The sequence below is a fragment of the Bowmanella sp. JS7-9 genome, from assembly GCF_004329715.1.
Lineage (GTDB): Bacteria > Pseudomonadota > Gammaproteobacteria > Enterobacterales > Alteromonadaceae > Pseudobowmanella > Pseudobowmanella zhangzhouensis.
This window is the reverse complement of record NZ_JXSY01000011.1, coordinates 151,713-170,296: the sequence shown is the minus strand read 5'-3', so window position 1 is coordinate 170,296 and position 18,584 is coordinate 151,713. Positions and strand designations below refer to the sequence as shown.

Below are 18,584 nucleotides of genomic sequence, written 5' to 3'. Positions count from 1 at the left end.
AGGACAACATGAAAAACAGTGTTTTACGTCAGCAGTTTCTCGCGTTTGTGGGCTTTGGTTTAGTAATGGGATTAATTTTTCCGTTGTTTGCCAGCCTGTTTGTGGAATGGAAAGACGGTATGCGTGGCTGGTTTGTGGTGAGCTGCTTAGTCGCTGGCGTGACCATTGGTCTGGTCAATTTCTATCTGGTCAAAGTCCTGCTGTTACCCAAAATTGCCGAGGTCGCCGATGTTGCTAAGGCTGTTGGCCAGAATGACCTGACCCGCACCTGCCGGGTCGAAAGTCAGGATGTTATCGGTAAAATCACCACCAGCGTCAACAACATGGTGATTAAACTGCGCGATATCGTGCAGCAATTACAAGACATGAGTTGTGCCTTGAATGATGAAACCAGCACATTGGCACAAGTCAGTGGCAACGCCCGCAATCGCGTTATCGAGCAACAAAAACTCACCGATGCAGTCATGCAACTGCTAGATAACACCGTCGCACGTTTGAATGATATCGCCGGCTCGGCCAATGAAGCCGTTACGCTCGCCAATGAAGCCGATCAACATGCGCACAGCAGTCTTAAGTCGATTGAGGTCAGCCTGAAACGCACCACCGAGCTAACTAACAACGTCGAGGCTGCCAGTGATGCGATGCAGACCCTGGCACAACAGACTGAAAATATTGGGTTGGTGCTGGATGTAATTCGCGGGATTGCCGATCAAACCAACCTGCTGGCACTGAATGCCGCGATTGAAGCAGCGCGCGCTGGCGAGACCGGACGCGGCTTTGCCGTGGTTGCCGATGAAGTGCGAACGTTGGCAAACCGTACCCAACAATCCACCACTGAAATTCAGCAAATTATTGGCGAATTACAGCAGGGCTCCGGCACGGTTCTGCAATTGATGAAAGTCAGCCGCGACAATGCCAGCAGCACCCTGGCGGAAGCAAAGAATGTCGCTAACACCCTGCAAACAGTAAGTCAGGCGACCCATCAGATAAAACTCAGCAATGATCGCATTACCATTTCTACCCAAGAGCAGGTGAAAATGACCGGCGAAGCCAACCGTCAATTAAGGGCATTAAACGAACTGACTGGCACCGCTGCGCAGGGCGTCACGCGCCTCGCGCAAGCCATGGACAGCCTGAGCAATGCGTCTGCCAGTATGGATAAGCTAATCGGCCAGTTTCGCCGTTAACGCAGGCCGAGCTCCACATCCTGCACAATAAAGTTACCGGAATAGATCGGGTGTGGCTGCCCGGTAGTATCGATAGCAAAATATTCCTGCTCTTCGGCACTTAACCCCTGATAGCCACCTATCACCTGATAGATCCACGCCTCCGGGTCGAACTCCAGCTGTTGTTGCTGCAGATAATCCAGCGCGGTAAGGCGTTTACCCGAGTCGATAACCTGCAGGAAGTAGGCTTCCACCGCTTTTTTCAGCGCATTATCTTCCACCGTAATCGCCGCCTGTTGCTGCACCACAATGGTCGATGCGGTTCTTTCGCTGGCCGCTTTAGGCGTGTGATACAGCGCTTTGATACGCCCCACTAACTGGTGCAGTTCCGCCTCATGGGCAACGTTCGTGACGTCTGCGTGCGCCGGCCCCATCACTCCTGTCGCTTGGTTAAATAGCATCGGTACCTGAGTCAGTTTGGCGTAATTGCCCGGCTCAAAGCCCGGATGTTGCTCCATATGCAGCACGAAGCCTTTCAGCAGACGCGTACGCCCGCGATATTCGCGGAAGCGCCCCAGCAACTCCAGCAGGCGCCCCTGCACGATAGAGAGTTCCTGATTAACCCGCGCAAATGCCTGCTGCAGAGTGACCACCAGCAATAAGCGTAATTCACGGTTGGCACCGGCCAAATCAGATAGTTCATCGAAGCGGAACAGTTCAATCTGACGCAGCAATTCTGACACCTGCGACTGGGCTAATTCGTTTTCGCGAATTTTGGCATCGATAGAAGACACATAGCCGAACTCGTTATTAATACGGCCAAACAAAACCCGCACGCTGTTACCAAGCGATTCGGTCAGCGCATAAACATGTTCGCGCAAGTCGCCCAGATAGCCCTGAGACTCGGCAAAACGGCCGTAGTGCAGGGCTTCTTTGTAGTGCCCCGCCAAAGTTTTCAGGCTACCCAACGCCGAGCCGATATTGGCGTCGATCTGACGATTGCGTTCATCCTGCAACGACGATTCCAGCAGATTTCGCACCGCAGATTTAAGGCGTAATCCGGCCTCGCTCTCCGGGCGCCACAACACCCCAGCTTTGACCAGATTGTCGATAATTTGCGGCGTGGTGCTGGCTTCATCCAGGCTACCATTGAGGTAAACCTGCATAATCAAATCAGCATGGCGGCTGAGAGTATTGAGCAGCTTTACCCCGGCTTGTTGCAGATTGTGGTTCACAGCAATGACCCTTGTGACGCGGCCTGCTCCGCCTGCTCAGCCAGTGACAACGACTCGGTTTCATCTATAAAGCGCAACACATCGAACAGGTATTCGACCTTGCCGGTGGCCAGATAAATCTGTTTATCCTGATTCGGCTTAATCAGATAGCCCAAATCCACCAGGCGCTTAAACACCAGCTTGAGCTGGGCATCCACTTCACTACTAGTGGAACCAAACAGGCGGTAGCGGGCAATTTTTGCCAGCTGCTCTTTGTACGCGGGCGTGTCTTCAATCTGGGTTTGTAGTTCCGGCAAACGAATTGCTTGCCCCTGTGCTAACGGCACATCATCGGCTTTGGCTTGTTGCACCAGCAGCAGCCATTCCACCAGCGGCAACAACCCCGCGGCTGTCTCCTGAAACTGATTGGTCAGAACTTTGCGCTCATCATCACCGAGACTTTGATAGCCGGCAAAAAACACATCGCCATCGGCACAACTGGCCAGCGTGCGGTTAAGCGTATTCAAATAGCCTTCCACCGCCTGGGCATGCCCGCTGTTTTTCAGATAACGCCAGCCATCTTCGTCGCTGATCTGGCAGATAAACGCGCCGGACAAGAGTTTTTCAAGAATACGACCCTGTTCGCTAATCATTGTGCGACCTCCTGTTTACGCTGACGGATACGCTCGCTCAGCGCGCTCACCCGAGGCTGCACTACCTGCAGCTGACGCGTGGTTTTATCAATCAGATAGCGGTTATTAAACAACTGCAGTACCTCTGATTCCGGATTCGGGAAAGCCCCCAACACACAAATATTGTTGTTCTGGCAGGCATCGAAAATTTTCTTCACGTTGCTCTGGTGTAGCGTACCCAATTCGTCAATCGGCCAGTGGATAGTGGCATCCACATCGCCGCGCAACAGGCGGGTAAACGCCAACAGGAACTTACATAAAATCAGATAAGCCATACCGTGGCTGGACGATTCGTTTAACTGACGGTCAGTACGAATGGTCAGGTGACTGTTGCCCTCTTTAATGTGCAACTCGATATCCAGCAGGTTAAATACGCCACCGCTTAACGATGCGCGGCCGAGAATATCCAGCACGCGGCGCATGCTCTGCGCGTAGTCGTCATCCGGCAACTGGTTGGCACCACTTTCCATCCACTCATTGTACAAACGAATAAACTGGCTCAGTTCCGGCCAGAACTCTAACTCACTGATTCTTGAACGGATTTTCACTGCAGAGTCGGATACACCATCAAGGAACAGTTCTTCATCCACCTCTTTGGTGATGCGCTTACTCTGGCCTTCGATGCGCTTATCGATATCCGCCAGCACGTTGTAATACTGGGCCAAATCGGCACCAAAAATGCGACCCTGTTCTTTCAAACCCTGTAACTTCTGCGGCACCATTTCATTCAGCAGACGTGACAAATGCCCAACGAGGCGACGATGATCGAGCACACGTACGCCCTGTGGATTAACCGCCATACATTCCTCGCGGGCACGATCCCAGGTATCTGATAAGCCTGTACCGGCTTGCTGGGCAATCACCTGATCGAAATGCTCTACCAGTTGACGCACGTCCTGAGTCAGTTGTTCGCGGGTTTGTAGTAGCTCTTGTCCCTCAGAAATGCGCTGCGCCAATTGATGCTTATCCCCGCCAATTTCACCCGCTTCCACCGTTGGCAGACGCAGTTTATTCAGGGTTTTAAGCATGGCAGTCAGGCTTTCACGCTGCTCTTTGGCTACACGCAGGCTTTGTTCCAGCGCCGTTTGCTGCTGTTTATCCGCCTCACGACGGCTGGTGTACTCCTGTTGCTGACGCAGCAGGGTGCGCTCCGCCTCACCGGCCGCCTTTTTGGCTTTTTCCAGCAGGTTTTGCCATTTGACCTTGTGCCCGGTAAACACGGTTTTGTACCAGTGCTCGTAGTCGCGCACTTTGTGACGGTTGGCGTCGGTATGGCTTATGCGCGTTTTGAGATCTTTAATATTGCGCTGCAGGGAACCGATCTCGTCCACATCCACACCACGTTTATTCAGCTCATCCTGCAGCCACTTGGCAGCCTGTTTCTTTTCCAGTTCGGCTTGCTGACGGGTTTTATCCCGTAGCTGACGCGCCTGGGTTAGCTGCGCATCCACATCACCTAACACCTGCTGCCAATGGAACTGGCGTTCCGTTTCCGCTTCACTTTGTTGATCGTGCAGCAATCCCAGCGCTTCATCGTGTTGGGCCTGACACTTTTGTAATTCCTGTTCGGCTTTTTGCAGGCGCTTGCGCCCGGATTGCTTACGCTCAGACAAGGCAGCCAGATACTCCTGACGCAATTGCTCCCGATCCTGCGCGGCACGCTTACGGTTAGCCTGCGCGGTGCGGGCAGCTGACTCGGCTTTGGCCTGGGTCAGTTCGGCGCTACGTACTGTTTCGGCGGCCTTGGTTACGTCCTGCTCAACCTGACTGAATGCCTCATGCAGGGTTTCCATCTCAGCGCGGGCTTCAGCTAAGCGGGTTTGTAGTTGTTGTTCGTTTTGTGCAAATTCTGGTGCATCGATACCCGCCAGTTCCAGCTTCAACCCGAACAGGCTGTCACTTTGCCCATCCGCTGCCGGCTTGAGATCTTTGCGAGTTAACAGATCGGCACGCAACACCTTACCCAGATTGGTCTCCCAGCCCGGCATATCACGACGCAGGAACTCCAATAGTGTGTTATCGCCCGGATAGAGCAGAGCTTCGATACGGTCGATGGCGCTTTGTTGTTGCTGCACCTTACGGCTGGTGTCATCCAGTGTCTGAGACAGGCGTTGGCGTTGCTGCTGAGCCTGATGGGTCGCACTACGCGCCAGGCTCAAGGCCTCATTGGCCGCTTCCTCGGCTGCCGTGGCCTCTTGCACACCGGCTTCGAGCAGATCCAGCTGGCTTTGTTCGAATTCGCTGAATCCGGCGTTTTTCAGGCTGGCGTTAATTTCCGCCAGTTCAATTTTAAGCGCCGCCGATTGGGCCTGAAAATCCTCATTCAGGCGGGCACGCTGAGCCTGATAATCCTCACGAATAGAAAGCATATCGGCCTGTTCAGCCGCCTGTTGCTGACCACGCTTGTGTTGTAAGTCCTGAATTTGCTCGTTGTAGGTATCCAGCTCCAGTAACAGCTTTTCGTCCAGCTCGGCCAAACGGCGGTTATAGCTGGACTCCACATCCTGATGCTTTTCAGTCAACAGAATGTAGCGGCTTTCCAGGGTTTCCAGCTCGGTTTGCCACTGGGGTAATTGCTGTACGTTGGCCTGCAGGGTATCAATATCCTGCGCCTGCCAGTCACCAAATTCCTGTTCTACCTGATCCAGGTCTGCCGACAATTTACTTACATCTCCTTTGGCAGCAGAGAGCGTCTGGTTCAGTGCATCACGGGTTTCGCTCCACTGGGCATCCTGCACCTTGCGATCCAGTTGCAGGGTTTCCAACTGGCCTTCCTGTGCGACGATATCGGCCGCCAGAGTATTGTTATCGCTGACAAAACGCTGCTGTAATCCGGCCAGACGCTGTTCAGTCTGCTGTAACTGATCATCCGCCTGCTGCAACTTGCCAAATTGCGGGCGAATGGCGTCGAACTCTTTAATCAGGTGGCATTCACGGATCCAATCTTCCACCCGATGGCGGCTAAGGCGCGACTCCGGCGGTGTGACGCCATCTTCTTCCAAAATCGCAGCAATCATAGCCTTGATGGTTTCCATCTTGCCTTCTTTGCTGTGCACCGCTTTGGCCAGTTTCTCGATATGGCGTAAATTACCCTTTTCGCCAGACAGGCTGAAAATCCGCGCATAGCCCAGCAATTCACGGCTGCTGGCACTGGCGGTCAGGGTCGGTTTATCGTTCTGCAATACCGCGCGGTATTCTTTGGTGTTGAGCAGGTTAGTGACCAACACATTGGTCCGTTTGAGATTACGCGCCAGCTCATTCATGGTCAGGCTATGCAGCTCGCCCGCTTTGTTCTTATACAGATAGTCATCCAGGTCGAATGGCTTGGCAATAAAACGGTATTGCACCCCATTGCCGTTTGAACTCAGCACCACCTGGCATAAATCACCTTCGGCACGCACAAATTCGTAGATGATAAAACTGGATTGACGCGGCAGATACCAGCGTTCAAAGCTGTCACGGGTGGCCGGTACCACGCGGCTGGGGTACTCGCCATAAAACACCGGGATCAGCCGTTGTAATGTGGTTTTACCGGATGCGTTGGTACCACAAATATTGGTGTGGCCGTCCAGCTTAAGTTCGACCACACCTGGCAAATGTGTGTCGATTAGAACTATGCGCGTTAACCCTGGCATGCTGCTCCTTGGTGTTCTGTTTTACGGCGAGATTCCGCGGGTAGAAAGGCTGGATTTTACCGCTATTTATACGGCTAACACCACCCCTGCGAAAGGCAATATGCCAGCGCTCTGGCGCGCCAAAACGGAGTAAGGGGATATTCGTGCGTAAGCCACAGACAAAAAACAAAAAAGGCTGCATCAAGCAGCCTTTTGGCGGGTGATTAGAAGTGGTATCTGACGGTGACCTGCGTCACATCGTAACTGTCCAGATTTTCATAGCTGGCGCCAACGGAAAATTGTGGGTCAAAGTAATACTGGGCACCGACTTTAAAGGTCAGATCGTCATCGCCACCATCCCATGACAAGTATCCAATTTGGCCTGACAGTTCCAGAACATTGGTGATCATGCTGCGCACACCGGCATCCAGACTAAAGCCATCCGGATCATTGCCGTCCACGTCCAGACGTTCATAGTTAATGCCGGCAAAGGCATCCGTGCGCGTTGATAACGGCATAATGTAACCGACACCCACGGTTAGCGTGTTTACATCGATGTTTTCATCAAATAAATCACTTTCCATGTAATCGTATTCGCCATGCACATATATTTGTGGGGCGATTAATGTCATGCCCTTAATGACGAACCCATCCGGGTCGAAACCACCATCATAACCATCAAAATCCATGGTGGTGTAGCCACCTTCTACAAAATGCCAGCGTGGACCGTCTGCCATCGCAGTGGCACTGAGTAAAACCGTTGAGGTTGCAGCGAGTGTTGTCAATGTGTTTCGCATTCTAGACTCCTGTAATTCATGGATTGGCCGAGACGCCATGCCAATTCAACAGCAAACCTTGTTCCACTATGTAAATTAGATGAATATATTAATTAAATCAGCTGGTTACGCTTTTCTCCCAACATAAATTCATGTGCAAACAACTTGCTTCACGGTAAGAATTTCCGCTGAACATGCAGCTTTTTCTTAAACTGGCCGCGCGGCACACAAACTAAAATATGAGAAAAACCATCAACTTGACAAAAACGATTAAGAATTGTGCAAATAACCCTTGCGAATAATGGACTTTGCGGCACAATCGCGCCAAACGCTGCATTCTGGTTAAATTTCGACCCACCAGGAGTTAGTTATGAAGTTCAGCTCACGCATCCGCCTGTTTGTTCTTGGCGCCACCATCCTGCCTGTGTTAATTGCACTGATCATCACGGAAGTCATTGCTAATCAGCAAATCGCAACCCTGAATGAGCAACGCCTTGTCGCCGTGCGCGATATCAAGCGCGATCAAATTCTGAGTCTATTTGAAGAGTTCAGGAATAATCTGACAAGCATTGCCGACGTCAGCAAACTGATACACAAAGACTTAGGTAGCGATGCCCATCATCAGTTGTTGACCAAGCTCAACACTGAGCTGGGCTTTTACGATATTTTCCTGATCAATCCGGCCGGGGAAGTGGTGTATACCGTCGCCAGAGAAAAGGATTATCGCACTAATATGCTCAGCGGCCCCTACGCCTCGAGTGGGCTGGGTAACTTGACCCGGGCCATCCTAAAAAACAATCAGGCTGAATACCTCGCAGACTTCGAACCTTATGCCCCCTCCAATGATGAACCGGCTGCTTTTATGGGCAAAGCCACGATGCTGGATGGGCAAAAATGGATCGTCGCGGTGCAGCTGTCCACCGGCCGTATCAATGATGTGATGACTGCTCGCGCGGGCATGGGAAAAACCGGTGAAACATACCTGATTGGCAGCGATAAACTCATGCGTTCTGACTCTTTCCTTGACCCTACAGGCCATTCAATCAAGGCCTCGTTTGCCGGTAACGTCGCGCAAAATGGCGTGGATACGGAAGCCGCCACTCTGGCACTGAGTGGGCAAACGGCAGTAAAGGAAATTATCGATTACAACGGCAACCCAGTTTTATCGGCATTTGTACCGATCGAATTTATGGGGCTTGATTGGGCATTGCTGGCAGAAATCGATGTGGCGGAAATCGAAGAAACCGCGGCGATTTTACAAAAAGATGGCGTGTTGATTGTTATTGGCGCACTGATCATCGGTTTTTTCGCTGCCTGGAAAATTAAGCACATGGTGATGCGCCCACTCGGTGGTGAGCCGGGCGAAATGCGCCGATTAATGGAGCAGGTTGCCACCGGTGACTTCTCCCTAACCATCGATCGTAAAGCCGATGGCAGTTTACGTGAATCGCTGGCGAACGTGGTCGATACATTAAACAGCGTGATGTCACAAATACGCTCAACGTCCCAGCAACTGGCATCTTCCTCGCGGGAGTTGACGACAGTTAATACGCAAACCGAAGTCAACGTCACCCAACAGCATCGGGAACTGGATCAATCGGCTGCCTCGGTGGAAGAATTAAGTGCGTCCATTGCAGATGTGGCCAGAAGTGCCGTAACGGCAGCGCAACACTCTACCCACGCCAGCGATCGTTGCGGAAATGGTAGCCGCGAAATTACCGTAACTATCGAGAACATCAACCGCATGGCCGGCATCGTCGCCGAAGGCCACCAGGGTGTATTGCGACTGGCAGAAAATATTCAGGAAATCAGCGGTGTACTGGATGTTATTCGTGGTGTATCGGAACAAACCAATCTATTGGCACTCAATGCCGCTATAGAAGCGGCGCGGGCAGGCGAACACGGGCGCGGATTTGCGGTGGTTGCCGACGAAGTCAGAAAATTAGCGCAACGCGCACAGGAAGCGACCACCCGAATTGAAAACATGATTCATCAGGTTACCGCGCAATCTGGTACCACGGTAACCGGCATTCAGGGCGCTAATCAGGAAGCGCTGGATGCCGTGCAACACGTTAAAGACGTGGGCTTATCCATTCAACGCATAAGCGACGCTTTAAAAGAGCTACAGGATCAGGCCGATTCAGTCAGCAGTGCCACAGAGCAACAGGCGTTAGCCTCGGGTCAGGTCGGCAAGAGTCTGGTGCGTTTGCGTGACCTGTCGCAAGAAACTTTGCAAGCCGTTCATCACACCGCCAGTTGCAGTGAAGAACTCTCTAAGATGGCGACAAATCTTAACGATATCTTGGGTAAATTTGCCCTGCGGGTCGCATAACGAACGATTGTCAGCGGCCATGCCGCTGACTGCGACCAACGCACGATAATTCAAGACCGCTGATTTGCAGGCGAACGGATAAGTTGGCATTTTTGCCAATACCCAACCATGCTTGTCAGGCACCTTCTGATAGTGGTTTTTGAACATGCTGAATAATGTGACTCATGATGACCTGCGCGAGCTGCGCTCCAAAGCCAAGCGGCTCACAACCACATGCCATTTTGAATATCGGCCAATCACCACGATAAAGGTCAACAAGCCGGCTGGCACTGTGTATGTAATCACTCCCAAAAGAATTAACCGGAAATCGTAAGTTCTTCAATTCTGGTAACATTTCCTCACTGTTCTACGCTTTCCTTTCCTTCATTTTTCGTGCAACTGACTATTTAACTAGCGTTAAACTCTGTTATGTTAAGAACATATTTTCAGACTTGGTGCGTCGTGCGATTCACTAAAGACACCCGTCGCTTGTTCATGGTCGTTATTTCAGCGCTTTATTTTGCCGCTGGGCTAATTGCCGCACAGCGGATAATTGCCGTGGTGGCTGAGAATAATGACCACCAGAACGAACTGCAGTTTGAGCAACAGGTGGCAGTATTCCGCTCCAATCTGGAGTCGGCCATTTACAACGACATTTATTTAGCGGCGTCCTTTGCCACGCTGGTCACAGTTAAACCCAGCATTATCAGTGAGCAATGGGACACGTTTGCCGAAGCAATCACCCGCCAATATACGGATATAACTAGTATCAGCGTGTATCCGAATGACGTTATCAGCTATGTCTATCCGCTCACAGGGAATGAGTCCGCGTTGGGATTAGACTTTCGGAATTTGCCAAAGCAATACAAGATTGTAGAGAAGGCGCGGGAGACTCAAAACGTGGTTATATCCTCGCCGTTTACGCTGGTACAGGGCGGGACCGCTATAGCGATTCGCATACCGATTTTTGCGGATTACCCGCAGAACAATGATTATTGGGGTGGAATAAGCCTGTTGATCAATTACGACCTGCATTTGCAGCAAGCGATGCCAAGTGGATTACCGCCTGATTTTCTGGCTATTCAGGATATTTCCAATCCGCTTTCCCCTCAGTTGTATTGGGGAAATCCTGCGATTCCTAATACCGCTACCAGCAGCTTGCCAGTTCGTTTTCCGGGTGGCGAGTGGTTATTAAGTGCACGCTACGAACCCAGTGCAGCCCCCAAGCAAACGCTGACTGTAAACATTATCCGCTATGTAAGCTACGGGTTAATTATTCTTGTTTATCTGATGGTTTTATTGCTTTACCGGGCTTTTGTGCGCACGCGCCGCCTGGCTTATCAGGATGAGCTAACCAAGTTAGCCAATCGTCGCTACGTCATGAAAAAGCTGCACGAACAGGTAGAACAACCCTCAAATAAAAAGGATTTCGCCGTACTGCTAATGGACGTCAATAAATTCAAATCGGTGAATGACGCCTATGGCCATGATGCGGGGGATAAGCTGTTAAAATTTATTGCCCATGGGCTAAAAGATATGCTGCGCACAACAGACACGGTAGCCAGATTAGGCGGCGATGAGTTTTTGGTGTTATTGAGCAGAATAAAAGACGAGGCCGCGATCGCTAAAGTAATCAGTACCATACAGGACTACTTTGCAAACAACAGGTTCGAATATAAACAGCATTCAATGCCAGTGTCCTTAAGCATTGGGTACGCCATGGCGAATAATGAAACAACTGAGATTAGTGAGCTTCTGCATGCAGCAGATCAGGTGATGTATGCGAATAAACAAGCAACCAGATAATCCCATTCGCTGGCTGGTCAGGCTCTCGCTGCTCTTTATATGCGCGAGCAGCAGCGCCCAGGACAGCATAAAACTGGTTGATGCCAGCGCCAGCAATGTTAATGACCACAGTCACTATTTTGTTAAGTTGCTCACGGCCAGTTTAGAGGCGACGAAAGAGGAATATGGTGGGTTTAGTCTGGAGCCCCACAACATTACCATTGGTCAAACACGTCAGTTACGTGAACTTTCGAAAGGCACCTTTGACGTATTCTGGACATTATCCACGCCCGCCCGGGAAACACAGGCACGTGCGATAAACATACCGCTGATGAAAGGCGCATATGGCATCCGCCTGTTGGTGGCAAATACGGCGGATATTGGCACATTTGAGTCACTTTCATCCGCTCAGCTAGCAGAGCATCCCGCGCTACTTGGTGTGGATTGGCCAGACACCTCGATATTGAGAGTTAACCGGCTAACGGTGGAAACCTCATTACAGGACAACCAATTTTACGACCTTTTGCGTAAGCGCCCCGGTTATTATTTCCCGCGCGGCTTTTTTGAAGCTGTGCCTGAGATTCAGGACTTTCCTGCCGGCACATTCGGCATCGTTAAAAATAAAATACTCTTGTACCCCATCTCAATGAAATTTTTTGTTGCGCCAGACAACGAGCGTCTTGCGGCACGTCTGGCATTAGGACTATCGCGGCTTAAAGAGAATGGGATGTTTGATAAACTTTTTTACGAATTCACCCCACACAAACAAACCATCGACGCCCTTACTCTGCAGCAACCAGACGTTATTGAACTGGTAAATCCCTTCTTGCCAAGTCTAAAGGACGCAGCGGAAATTTACGCAGAACAGTATCAATTACTCGAGCGAATTGGGGTTAAAGTACCTTCACGCCAGCAGCGAAAAATAACTGTAGATGCACCTTAACCAGCGCATCAATATCCCGCTGGTAACCACCACCAATTACACTGGCAACCGGCACGCCATGCTTCCTGCAGGTATTGATAACTAATTGATCACGGCACAATACGCCTTGTGTGGTGATATTCAGCAGCCCTAAATCATCATCCACATGGATATCCACCCCAGCATCATAGATCACTGCATCGGCACCACTTTGCATAAATGCCAGATGCAGCGCCTGCTCAAGTGTCGTGAGGTATTCATCATCCTCGCAGCCACTTTGCAGCGCGAAATCCAAATCGGAAATTTGTTTACGATAAGGGAAGTTCTTTTCGCCATGCAAAGACAGGGTAAAGACGTCATTATCATTTGCCGCCAACGCGGCGGTACCATCCCCTTGATGCACATCGCAATCGACAATCAATACCCGGTCGACTCCCGGTTGGGTCAACATGTGTCGTGCCGCCAGATACAAATCGTTAAAGATACAAAACCCCGAACCAAAGTCGGCAAACGCGTGGTGATAACCCCCGGTCAGATTCAGCGCAATCCCCTGCTCCAATGCACGTTTGGCGGTCAGCAAGGTGCCGCCCACGGCAGTGCGGGTGCGCCTGACCAGTTGTTCAGACCAGGGAAAACCAATCCGCCGCATGGCCTGTGGTGGCAGCTGGTTGGTCAGAAACTGCTGAACATAATCAGCCTGAAAAAACTCGGTAAGCAAATGCTCACTTATCTCATCAGGCCTTTCATACATAATTTCAGGATTTAGCCGGTTTAACGCATCGGCAATGCCCTGATACTTTTCAATAGGAAAGCGATGCCGCTCGGGCAAATCAAGCTGACTATAAATGGGATGGAATATTAATGCTGGCATCATAAGCGAGGCAGGATAATTGGGCTGAGCTAATGCCCAGCCCACAATACATTAACCAGTATTACGCATACCTACCGCGATACCCGCAATGGTAATCATCATGGCGCGCTCCAATACCGGGCTAACCGGTTGCTCGCCGTATTTGCGCACCCGCTCTAACAGTTCAATCTGCAGGAAATGCAGGGGTTGTAAGTAGTGCGCGCGCAGCTGCATGGAGGCTTTGCCTTGCGGGTCTTTCTCCATCACTTCCTGTTGACCGAGTAAGTCGAGGATCAGCGCCATACTGTCGGCCAGCTCAGTACGTAAGCGGTCACCAAAGTAACGAATGTCTTCCGGCACCAAACGACTGTCATAAGCCGCACTGATACTGGCATCGGCCTTATGAAACACCATGTCCAGCATAGATAAACGTGAGTGGAAAAACGGCCAGTCACTCAGCATTTGCTCGATGTGTTCACGTTGCCCCTGTTCTATGGCCTGACGAATGGCCGGCATTACGCCCAGCCAACTTGGCAATACCAGGCGTGTCTGGGCCCAGGCAAAAATCCACGGAATAGCACGCAAACTTTCCACCCCACCTTCCGGGCGCCGTTTCGCCGGGCGGCTGCCTAGTGGCAATTTACCCAGCTCCAGTTCCGGTGTGGCGGCGCGGAAATAGGGCACAAAGTTTTTATCATGACGCACAACCGCACGATAATTATCGCAGGCCTGTTGCGCCATGCTATCCAGCAGGTCACGCCATGCCTGTTTAGGTGCCGGTGGAGGGGCAACGACCGCCTGTAATATCGCACTGGCGTACAACGCCAGGCTTTGCAAAGCCAATTTAGGCATACCAAACTTATAGCGAATAGTTTCACCCTGTTCAGTGACACGGAAACCGCCATCCAATGAACCCGGAGGTTGTGAATGAATCGCCTGTGCCGCCGGCAAACCTCCACGACCAATCGTGCCGCCACGTCCGTGGAATAAGGTTAGTGTGACGTTATGTGCTTTGGCGAGCGCGACCAGCGCTTCCTGCGAGCGATATTGCGCCCAGCCTGCGGCCAGTGCACCCGCATCTTTGGCGGAGTCAGAATAGCCAATCATCACATACTGACGGCCGTCGATTTCCCGTTTATACCACTCACATTCCAGTAGCTTTTGTGTGGTCGCGGCAGCCTGATTCAGGTCATCCAAGGTTTCAAACAAGGGGGCCACCGGCATCGACCAGCTTACACCGCATTCTTTTAGTAACAGCTTCACGGCCAGTACATCCGAGGCTTCCGATGCCATAGAAATAATGTAAATGCCAAAGCCGGTCTGCTCGTTAGCGGCAATCACCCGGCAGGTATCAATTACTTCCTGCACCTCAGAAGACGGTTGCCACGCGCGCGGGAATAGCGGGCGTTTGGATTGTAATTCCTGCAATAGGAACGCCTGCTTCTGTTGTTCATCCCAGTTGGCATAATCACCCAAATCCAGGTAACGGGTCAGCTCGGAGAATACATCAGCATGGCGGCCGGAATCCTGACGGATATCCAGGCGCAGCAGGGTACAACCAAAGGCGTGCACCCGACGAATACAGTCCAGCAAGGCGCCATCGGCAATTTTGCCCATGCCACAATGGTGTAGGGAGCGGTAGCACAGCATCAATGGGGTGAGCAGTTGTTCATCTTTGGTGATCCACTGAGCCCGACTGACCTCTTCACCACTTAGCGTGGCGACGATACCCCGATAGGTTTGACGTAATTGCTCACGCAATTCACGCAGCACCGCACGATAGGGTTCATGGGCTTCGTCACCCACTGCGGCGCGCAGAGCATCGTCACAGACATTCATCGACAATTCTGACTGCAACGCATCCACATCTTTGAAAAACAGATCGGTCGCGCGGCGACGGGCCAGTAACAACACACGCTCGGTAACTTTAGCGGTTACAAACGGATTTCCGTCGCGATCGCCGCCCATCCAGGAGCTAAAGCGCACCGGCACGGCGTCGAGCGGCACACCTTTGGCAAATTTTTGCTGCAGGGTATGGTCCAGTTCGCGGATAAAGTCCGGCACGGCCTGCCACAGTGACTTTTCAATTACCGAGAAACCCCATTGCGCTTCGTCTTCAGGGGTTGGGCGAGTGGTACGGATTTCATCGGTGTACCAGGCTTGCGCCACGAGTTCGGCGATGCGTTCTTCGACTTTTTCGCGTTCACGCTCAGTCAAATGACTCTGGTGAATTTGTTTTAAACACTCGGCCAGTTCAGTGTATTTATGGATCAGAGTACGGCGACTCACTTCGGTAGGGTGGGCCGTCAGTACCAAATCAATTTGCAGCTTAGTTAATGCCTGTTCCAACGTATCGGCGTCCACATCCAGCGTGCTCAACGCATGATTCAGTTGTGCCAGCGGATCGCTGTGCTGCTGCGCAACGTTATATTCCTGCTCTGCAATATTGGCCAAATTCAGGAATTGGCAGAACGCGCGGCCGAGAACTAACAAGTCCTCATCCTGTAACTCCGCGAACAGCGTTTTAAGGTGGTCGGTTGCGCTGGCATCCCCTTCATTGGAACGGCGACCGGTTTTGCGCACGTCTTCAATACGTGCCAGCCATTCTGGCCCCAGTTGCTGCTGGATAGTTAAACCCAGCATCTTGCCTAAATCACGCACTGTGTTTTGCAACTCAGAGTCAAAAAACGCCATGAGATTCCTTTGGTTGGAGAATGAACTATTTACCTTAACTGATTTAAACGGATATTTGTGCTAGTCTGGCGGCCTTTTTTGCAATTTAACTCAGCATTTTTGGAATAAGCATGTCAGAAAAATTCACAACGATTGAGCAGCGCGCCAGCTACGGCATCGGTCTGCAAATGGGTCAGCAACTGGGTCAGAATCCTTTCGATGGATTCGATATCGACGCGGCACTGGCCGGTATTCAAACCGCATTTAACCGTGCGCCCAGCGAAGTCAGCAACGAAGACATGCAAGCGGCCTTTCAGGAAATCAGCCAGCGTATTCAAGCTGCTAAAGCTGAGCAATCTAAAGCGGTTATCGAAGAAGGTGAAAAATTCCTGGCTGATAACGCTGCCCGTGAAGGTGTATTCGTCACTGAATCTGGCCTGCAGTATGAAATCATCACAGAAGGTAATGGTGATAAGCCAGTGGCCAGCTCGACTGTGCGTACCCACTACCACGGCACCCTGATCGACGGTACGGTTTTCGACAGCTCTTATCAGCGTAACCAGCCAGCTGAATTCCCGGTCGGTGGCGTGATCAAAGGTTGGACTGAAGCCCTGCAAATGATGCCGGTTGGTTCAAAATGGCGTTTATACGTACCATACAATCTGGCTTACGGTGAACAGGGCGCAGGCTCAGCCATTGGCCCATACACCACATTAATTTTCGACGTAGAGTTACTGGATATCCTGTAATCGCTTCGGTGCCTGCGTTCTGCGGGCACCTTTTCTGCCTTTTGCACTACCCTTTTTAACATTCTGTTAAACACATCCTGGCGCAGAAGCTGGTAAACTCGCGCACTTTTCGCACACATACTCACTTTTTGGAGAGATGATGTTTGATCTATTCACCAATCGCGACAGCAACGTAAAAAATGATGTGCTGTCGGGTATTACCGTCGCGCTGGCGTTGGTACCGGAAGCCGTTGCTTTCGCTTTTGTTGCCGGCGTTGAGCCGATGGTCGGTTTATATGCCGCCTTTATGATGGGGCTTATCACGTCAGCCATTGGCGGACGACCGGGGATGATTTCCGGTGCCACCGGTGCCACTGCCGTGGTGATGGTAGCGCTGGTGTCTCAATACGGGATTCAGTATCTGTTTGCCGCTGTGTTGTTGGCCGGTTTACTACAGATCATGGCCGGGATATTTAAGTTAGGGAAATTTATCCGTCTGGTGCCCTATCCGGTCATGCTGGGCTTTGTTAATGGCCTGGCGATTGTGATCTTCCTCGCTCAGCTGGGTCAGTTTAAATTTGTCAACGAGCTAGGGCAGAGTCAGTGGCTGCAAGGCAGTATGCTTTACATCATGCTGGGTCTGGTGGCACTGACCATGGCCATTATCTATTTCCTGCCCAAGCTCACCACAGCCGTACCTGCCTCTTTAGTGGCGATAATAAGTGTCACGTTGCTAGTACATGGACTAGATTTAGACGCGCGCACGGTTATCGACTTTGTGCGCGATATTGTACCGGCAGAGCAAAAGGCCACAGTTACCTTAGCCGGCGAATTACCCACGTTCAGCATCCCTATGGTGCCGTTTACCTGGGATACGCTGATGATTATTCTGCCCACCGCAGTGATTTTATGTCTGGTTGGCCTGATTGAATCATTGCTTACCCTGACACTAATTGACGATATGACTAACACCCGCGGTTCAGGTAACCGTGAATGTATAGGTCAGGGCGTTGCGAATACGGTTAACGGCGTATTCGGTGGCATGGGTGGCTGTGCCATGATTGGCCAGTCGATGATTAATATTAACTCCGGTGGTCGCGGCCGTTTATCCGGCATCACGGCGGCATTAGTGCTGCTTGGCTTTATTCTGTTTGCAGCCCCGCTGATTGAAATGATCCCGCTTGCCGCGTTGGTGGGTGTGATGTTTGTGGTGGTGATTGGCACCTTTGAATGGGCCTCTTTCCGCATTATTCGCGGTGTAAATAAAGAAGACGCAATTGTGCTGTTCCTGGTTACTGCGATTACGGTTATCGCCGATCTGGCCATTGCCGTGGTAGTAGGTGTAATCGTGTCGGCCCTGGTGTTTGCCTGGAAACATGCCACCCATATCGCGGCCAAGACCCATACGGATAATGACGGTTGGAAGGTCTATGAACTGGATGGTCCGTTGTTTTTCGGCTCTGTCAGCTACTTTAAAGATCTGTTTGACCCAGCCAATGACCCGCAGGACGTGGTAATTGATTTCAACGAATCACGTATCTGGGATTCATCTGGTGTCGATGCACTGGATAGTCTGGCCGATAAATACGAGGCACTGGGCAAAAAGCTGCATATTCGTCATATCTCGGAGGATTGTCGAAACCTGCTGCACAAAGCGCAGAAGTTCGTTGAGATGAATGTCAACGAGGATCCACGCTATCGGGTCGCGACTGACCAGTTAGATTAAGTATTAGAAAGCCGGGAATCTCCCGGCTTTTTAATGTCGGCTTTTTTTACATTATTTCACATAACTTAACTCGTCATGCATTAACTTATTGTTTTTTATATATTTTAATGTTGGCACTTTATTTGTA

General features: G+C 51.2%; 12 protein-coding genes. 6 read left to right on the top strand and 6 right to left on the bottom strand.

Translation table 11 applies throughout. The features are described from left to right. Nucleotides 1-8 precede the first annotated feature (8 nt). On the top strand, nt 9-1,187 hold the full coding sequence (locus TK45_RS06225; RefSeq protein WP_131257777.1) for a methyl-accepting chemotaxis protein: 1,179 nt from the start codon (nt 9-11) through the stop codon (nt 1,185-1,187). On the opposite strand, the gene TK45_RS06220 is transcribed toward TK45_RS06225, so the two are convergent. The 4 genes from TK45_RS06220 to TK45_RS06205 form a co-directional block, all read right to left on the bottom strand. Beyond that, entirely contained in the window at nt 1,184-2,401 is a 1,218-nt protein-coding gene (locus TK45_RS06220) for a phosphoenolpyruvate carboxylase (protein ID WP_131257776.1), read from the bottom strand. The genes TK45_RS06225 and TK45_RS06220 overlap by 4 nt on opposite strands. Beyond that, entirely contained in the window at nt 2,398-3,033 is a 636-nt protein-coding gene (locus TK45_RS06215; RefSeq protein WP_131257775.1) for a hypothetical protein, read from the bottom strand. The genes TK45_RS06220 and TK45_RS06215 overlap by 4 nt, the downstream gene beginning before the upstream one ends. Continuing rightward, nucleotides 3,030-6,707 carry an ATP-binding protein gene (locus TK45_RS06210; RefSeq protein ID WP_131257774.1) on the bottom strand — a complete coding sequence of 1,226 codons (3,678 nt, stop codon included), beginning with the start codon at nt 6,705-6,707 and terminating at the stop codon, nt 3,030-3,032. The genes TK45_RS06215 and TK45_RS06210 overlap by 4 nt, the downstream gene beginning before the upstream one ends. Before the next feature lie 203 nt (nt 6,708-6,910). After that, nucleotides 6,911-7,483 carry an outer membrane beta-barrel protein gene (locus TK45_RS06205; RefSeq protein WP_131257773.1) on the bottom strand — a complete coding sequence of 191 codons (573 nt, stop codon included), beginning with the start codon at nt 7,481-7,483 and terminating at the stop codon, nt 6,911-6,913. 349 nt (nt 7,484-7,832) lie between these two features. On the opposite strand from TK45_RS06205, the gene TK45_RS06200 reads away from it, so the two are divergent. The 3 genes from TK45_RS06200 (at nt 7,833) to TK45_RS06190 (ending at nt 12,501) form a co-directional block, all read left to right on the top strand. Next, nucleotides 7,833-9,794, top strand: a complete 1,962-nt coding sequence (locus tag TK45_RS06200) for a methyl-accepting chemotaxis protein (protein ID WP_131257772.1) — start codon at nt 7,833-7,835, stop codon at nt 9,792-9,794. 441 nt (nt 9,795-10,235) lie between these two features. Continuing rightward, nucleotides 10,236-11,579 (top strand): diguanylate cyclase domain-containing protein, encoded by a 1,344-nt coding sequence (locus TK45_RS06195; protein ID WP_165490719.1) that lies wholly within the window; start codon nt 10,236-10,238, stop codon nt 11,577-11,579. Further along, a complete protein-coding gene (locus TK45_RS06190) occupies nt 11,554-12,501 on the top strand; it encodes a hypothetical protein (protein WP_131257770.1) in 948 nt (315 codons plus the stop codon). The genes TK45_RS06195 and TK45_RS06190 overlap by 26 nt, the downstream gene beginning before the upstream one ends. On the opposite strand, the gene TK45_RS06185 is transcribed toward TK45_RS06190, so the two are convergent. Both TK45_RS06185 and ppc read right to left on the bottom strand, forming a co-directional pair. Then, nucleotides 12,452-13,351, bottom strand: a complete 900-nt coding sequence (locus tag TK45_RS06185) for a histone deacetylase (RefSeq protein ID WP_371414264.1) — start codon at nt 13,349-13,351, stop codon at nt 12,452-12,454. The genes TK45_RS06190 and TK45_RS06185 overlap by 50 nt on opposite strands. Before the next feature lie 51 nt (nt 13,352-13,402). Beyond that, on the bottom strand, nt 13,403-16,024 hold the full coding sequence (gene ppc, locus TK45_RS06180; protein WP_131257768.1) for a phosphoenolpyruvate carboxylase: 2,622 nt from the start codon (nt 16,022-16,024) through the stop codon (nt 13,403-13,405). A gap of 110 nt (nt 16,025-16,134) precedes the next feature. Between ppc and TK45_RS06175 the strand changes: the two genes are divergently transcribed. Further along, on the top strand, nt 16,135-16,752 hold the full coding sequence (locus TK45_RS06175; RefSeq protein ID WP_131257767.1) for an FKBP-type peptidyl-prolyl cis-trans isomerase: 618 nt from the start codon (nt 16,135-16,137) through the stop codon (nt 16,750-16,752). 139 nt (nt 16,753-16,891) lie between these two features. Then, entirely contained in the window at nt 16,892-18,457 is a 1,566-nt protein-coding gene (locus TK45_RS06170) for a SulP family inorganic anion transporter (RefSeq protein ID WP_131257766.1), read from the top strand. The last annotated feature ends 127 nt before the right edge of the window (nt 18,458-18,584 follow it).

What these genes read in the sequence shown, in the direction of transcription:
- TK45_RS06225 (WP_131257777.1), top strand. Translation starts at nt 9, where the DNA reads ATGAAAAACAGTGTTTTACGTCAGCAGTTTCTCGCGTTTGTGGGCTTT.
- TK45_RS06215 (WP_131257775.1), bottom strand. Translation starts at nt 3,033, where the DNA reads ATGATTAGCGAACAGGGTCGTATTCTTGAAAAACTCTTGTCCGGCGCG.
- TK45_RS06210 (WP_131257774.1), bottom strand. Translation starts at nt 6,707, where the DNA reads ATGCCAGGGTTAACGCGCATAGTTCTAATCGACACACATTTGCCAGGT.
- TK45_RS06205 (WP_131257773.1), bottom strand. Translation starts at nt 7,483, where the DNA reads ATGCGAAACACATTGACAACACTCGCTGCAACCTCAACGGTTTTACTC.
- TK45_RS06200 (WP_131257772.1), top strand. Translation starts at nt 7,833, where the DNA reads ATGAAGTTCAGCTCACGCATCCGCCTGTTTGTTCTTGGCGCCACCATC.
- TK45_RS06190 (WP_131257770.1), top strand. Translation starts at nt 11,554, where the DNA reads ATGCGAATAAACAAGCAACCAGATAATCCCATTCGCTGGCTGGTCAGG.
- TK45_RS06185 (WP_371414264.1), bottom strand. Translation starts at nt 13,351, where the DNA reads ATGCCAGCATTAATATTCCATCCCATTTATAGTCAGCTTGATTTGCCC.
- ppc (WP_131257768.1), bottom strand. Translation starts at nt 16,024, where the DNA reads ATGGCGTTTTTTGACTCTGAGTTGCAAAACACAGTGCGTGATTTAGGC.
- TK45_RS06175 (WP_131257767.1), top strand. Translation starts at nt 16,135, where the DNA reads ATGTCAGAAAAATTCACAACGATTGAGCAGCGCGCCAGCTACGGCATC.
- TK45_RS06170 (WP_131257766.1), top strand. Translation starts at nt 16,892, where the DNA reads ATGTTTGATCTATTCACCAATCGCGACAGCAACGTAAAAAATGATGTG.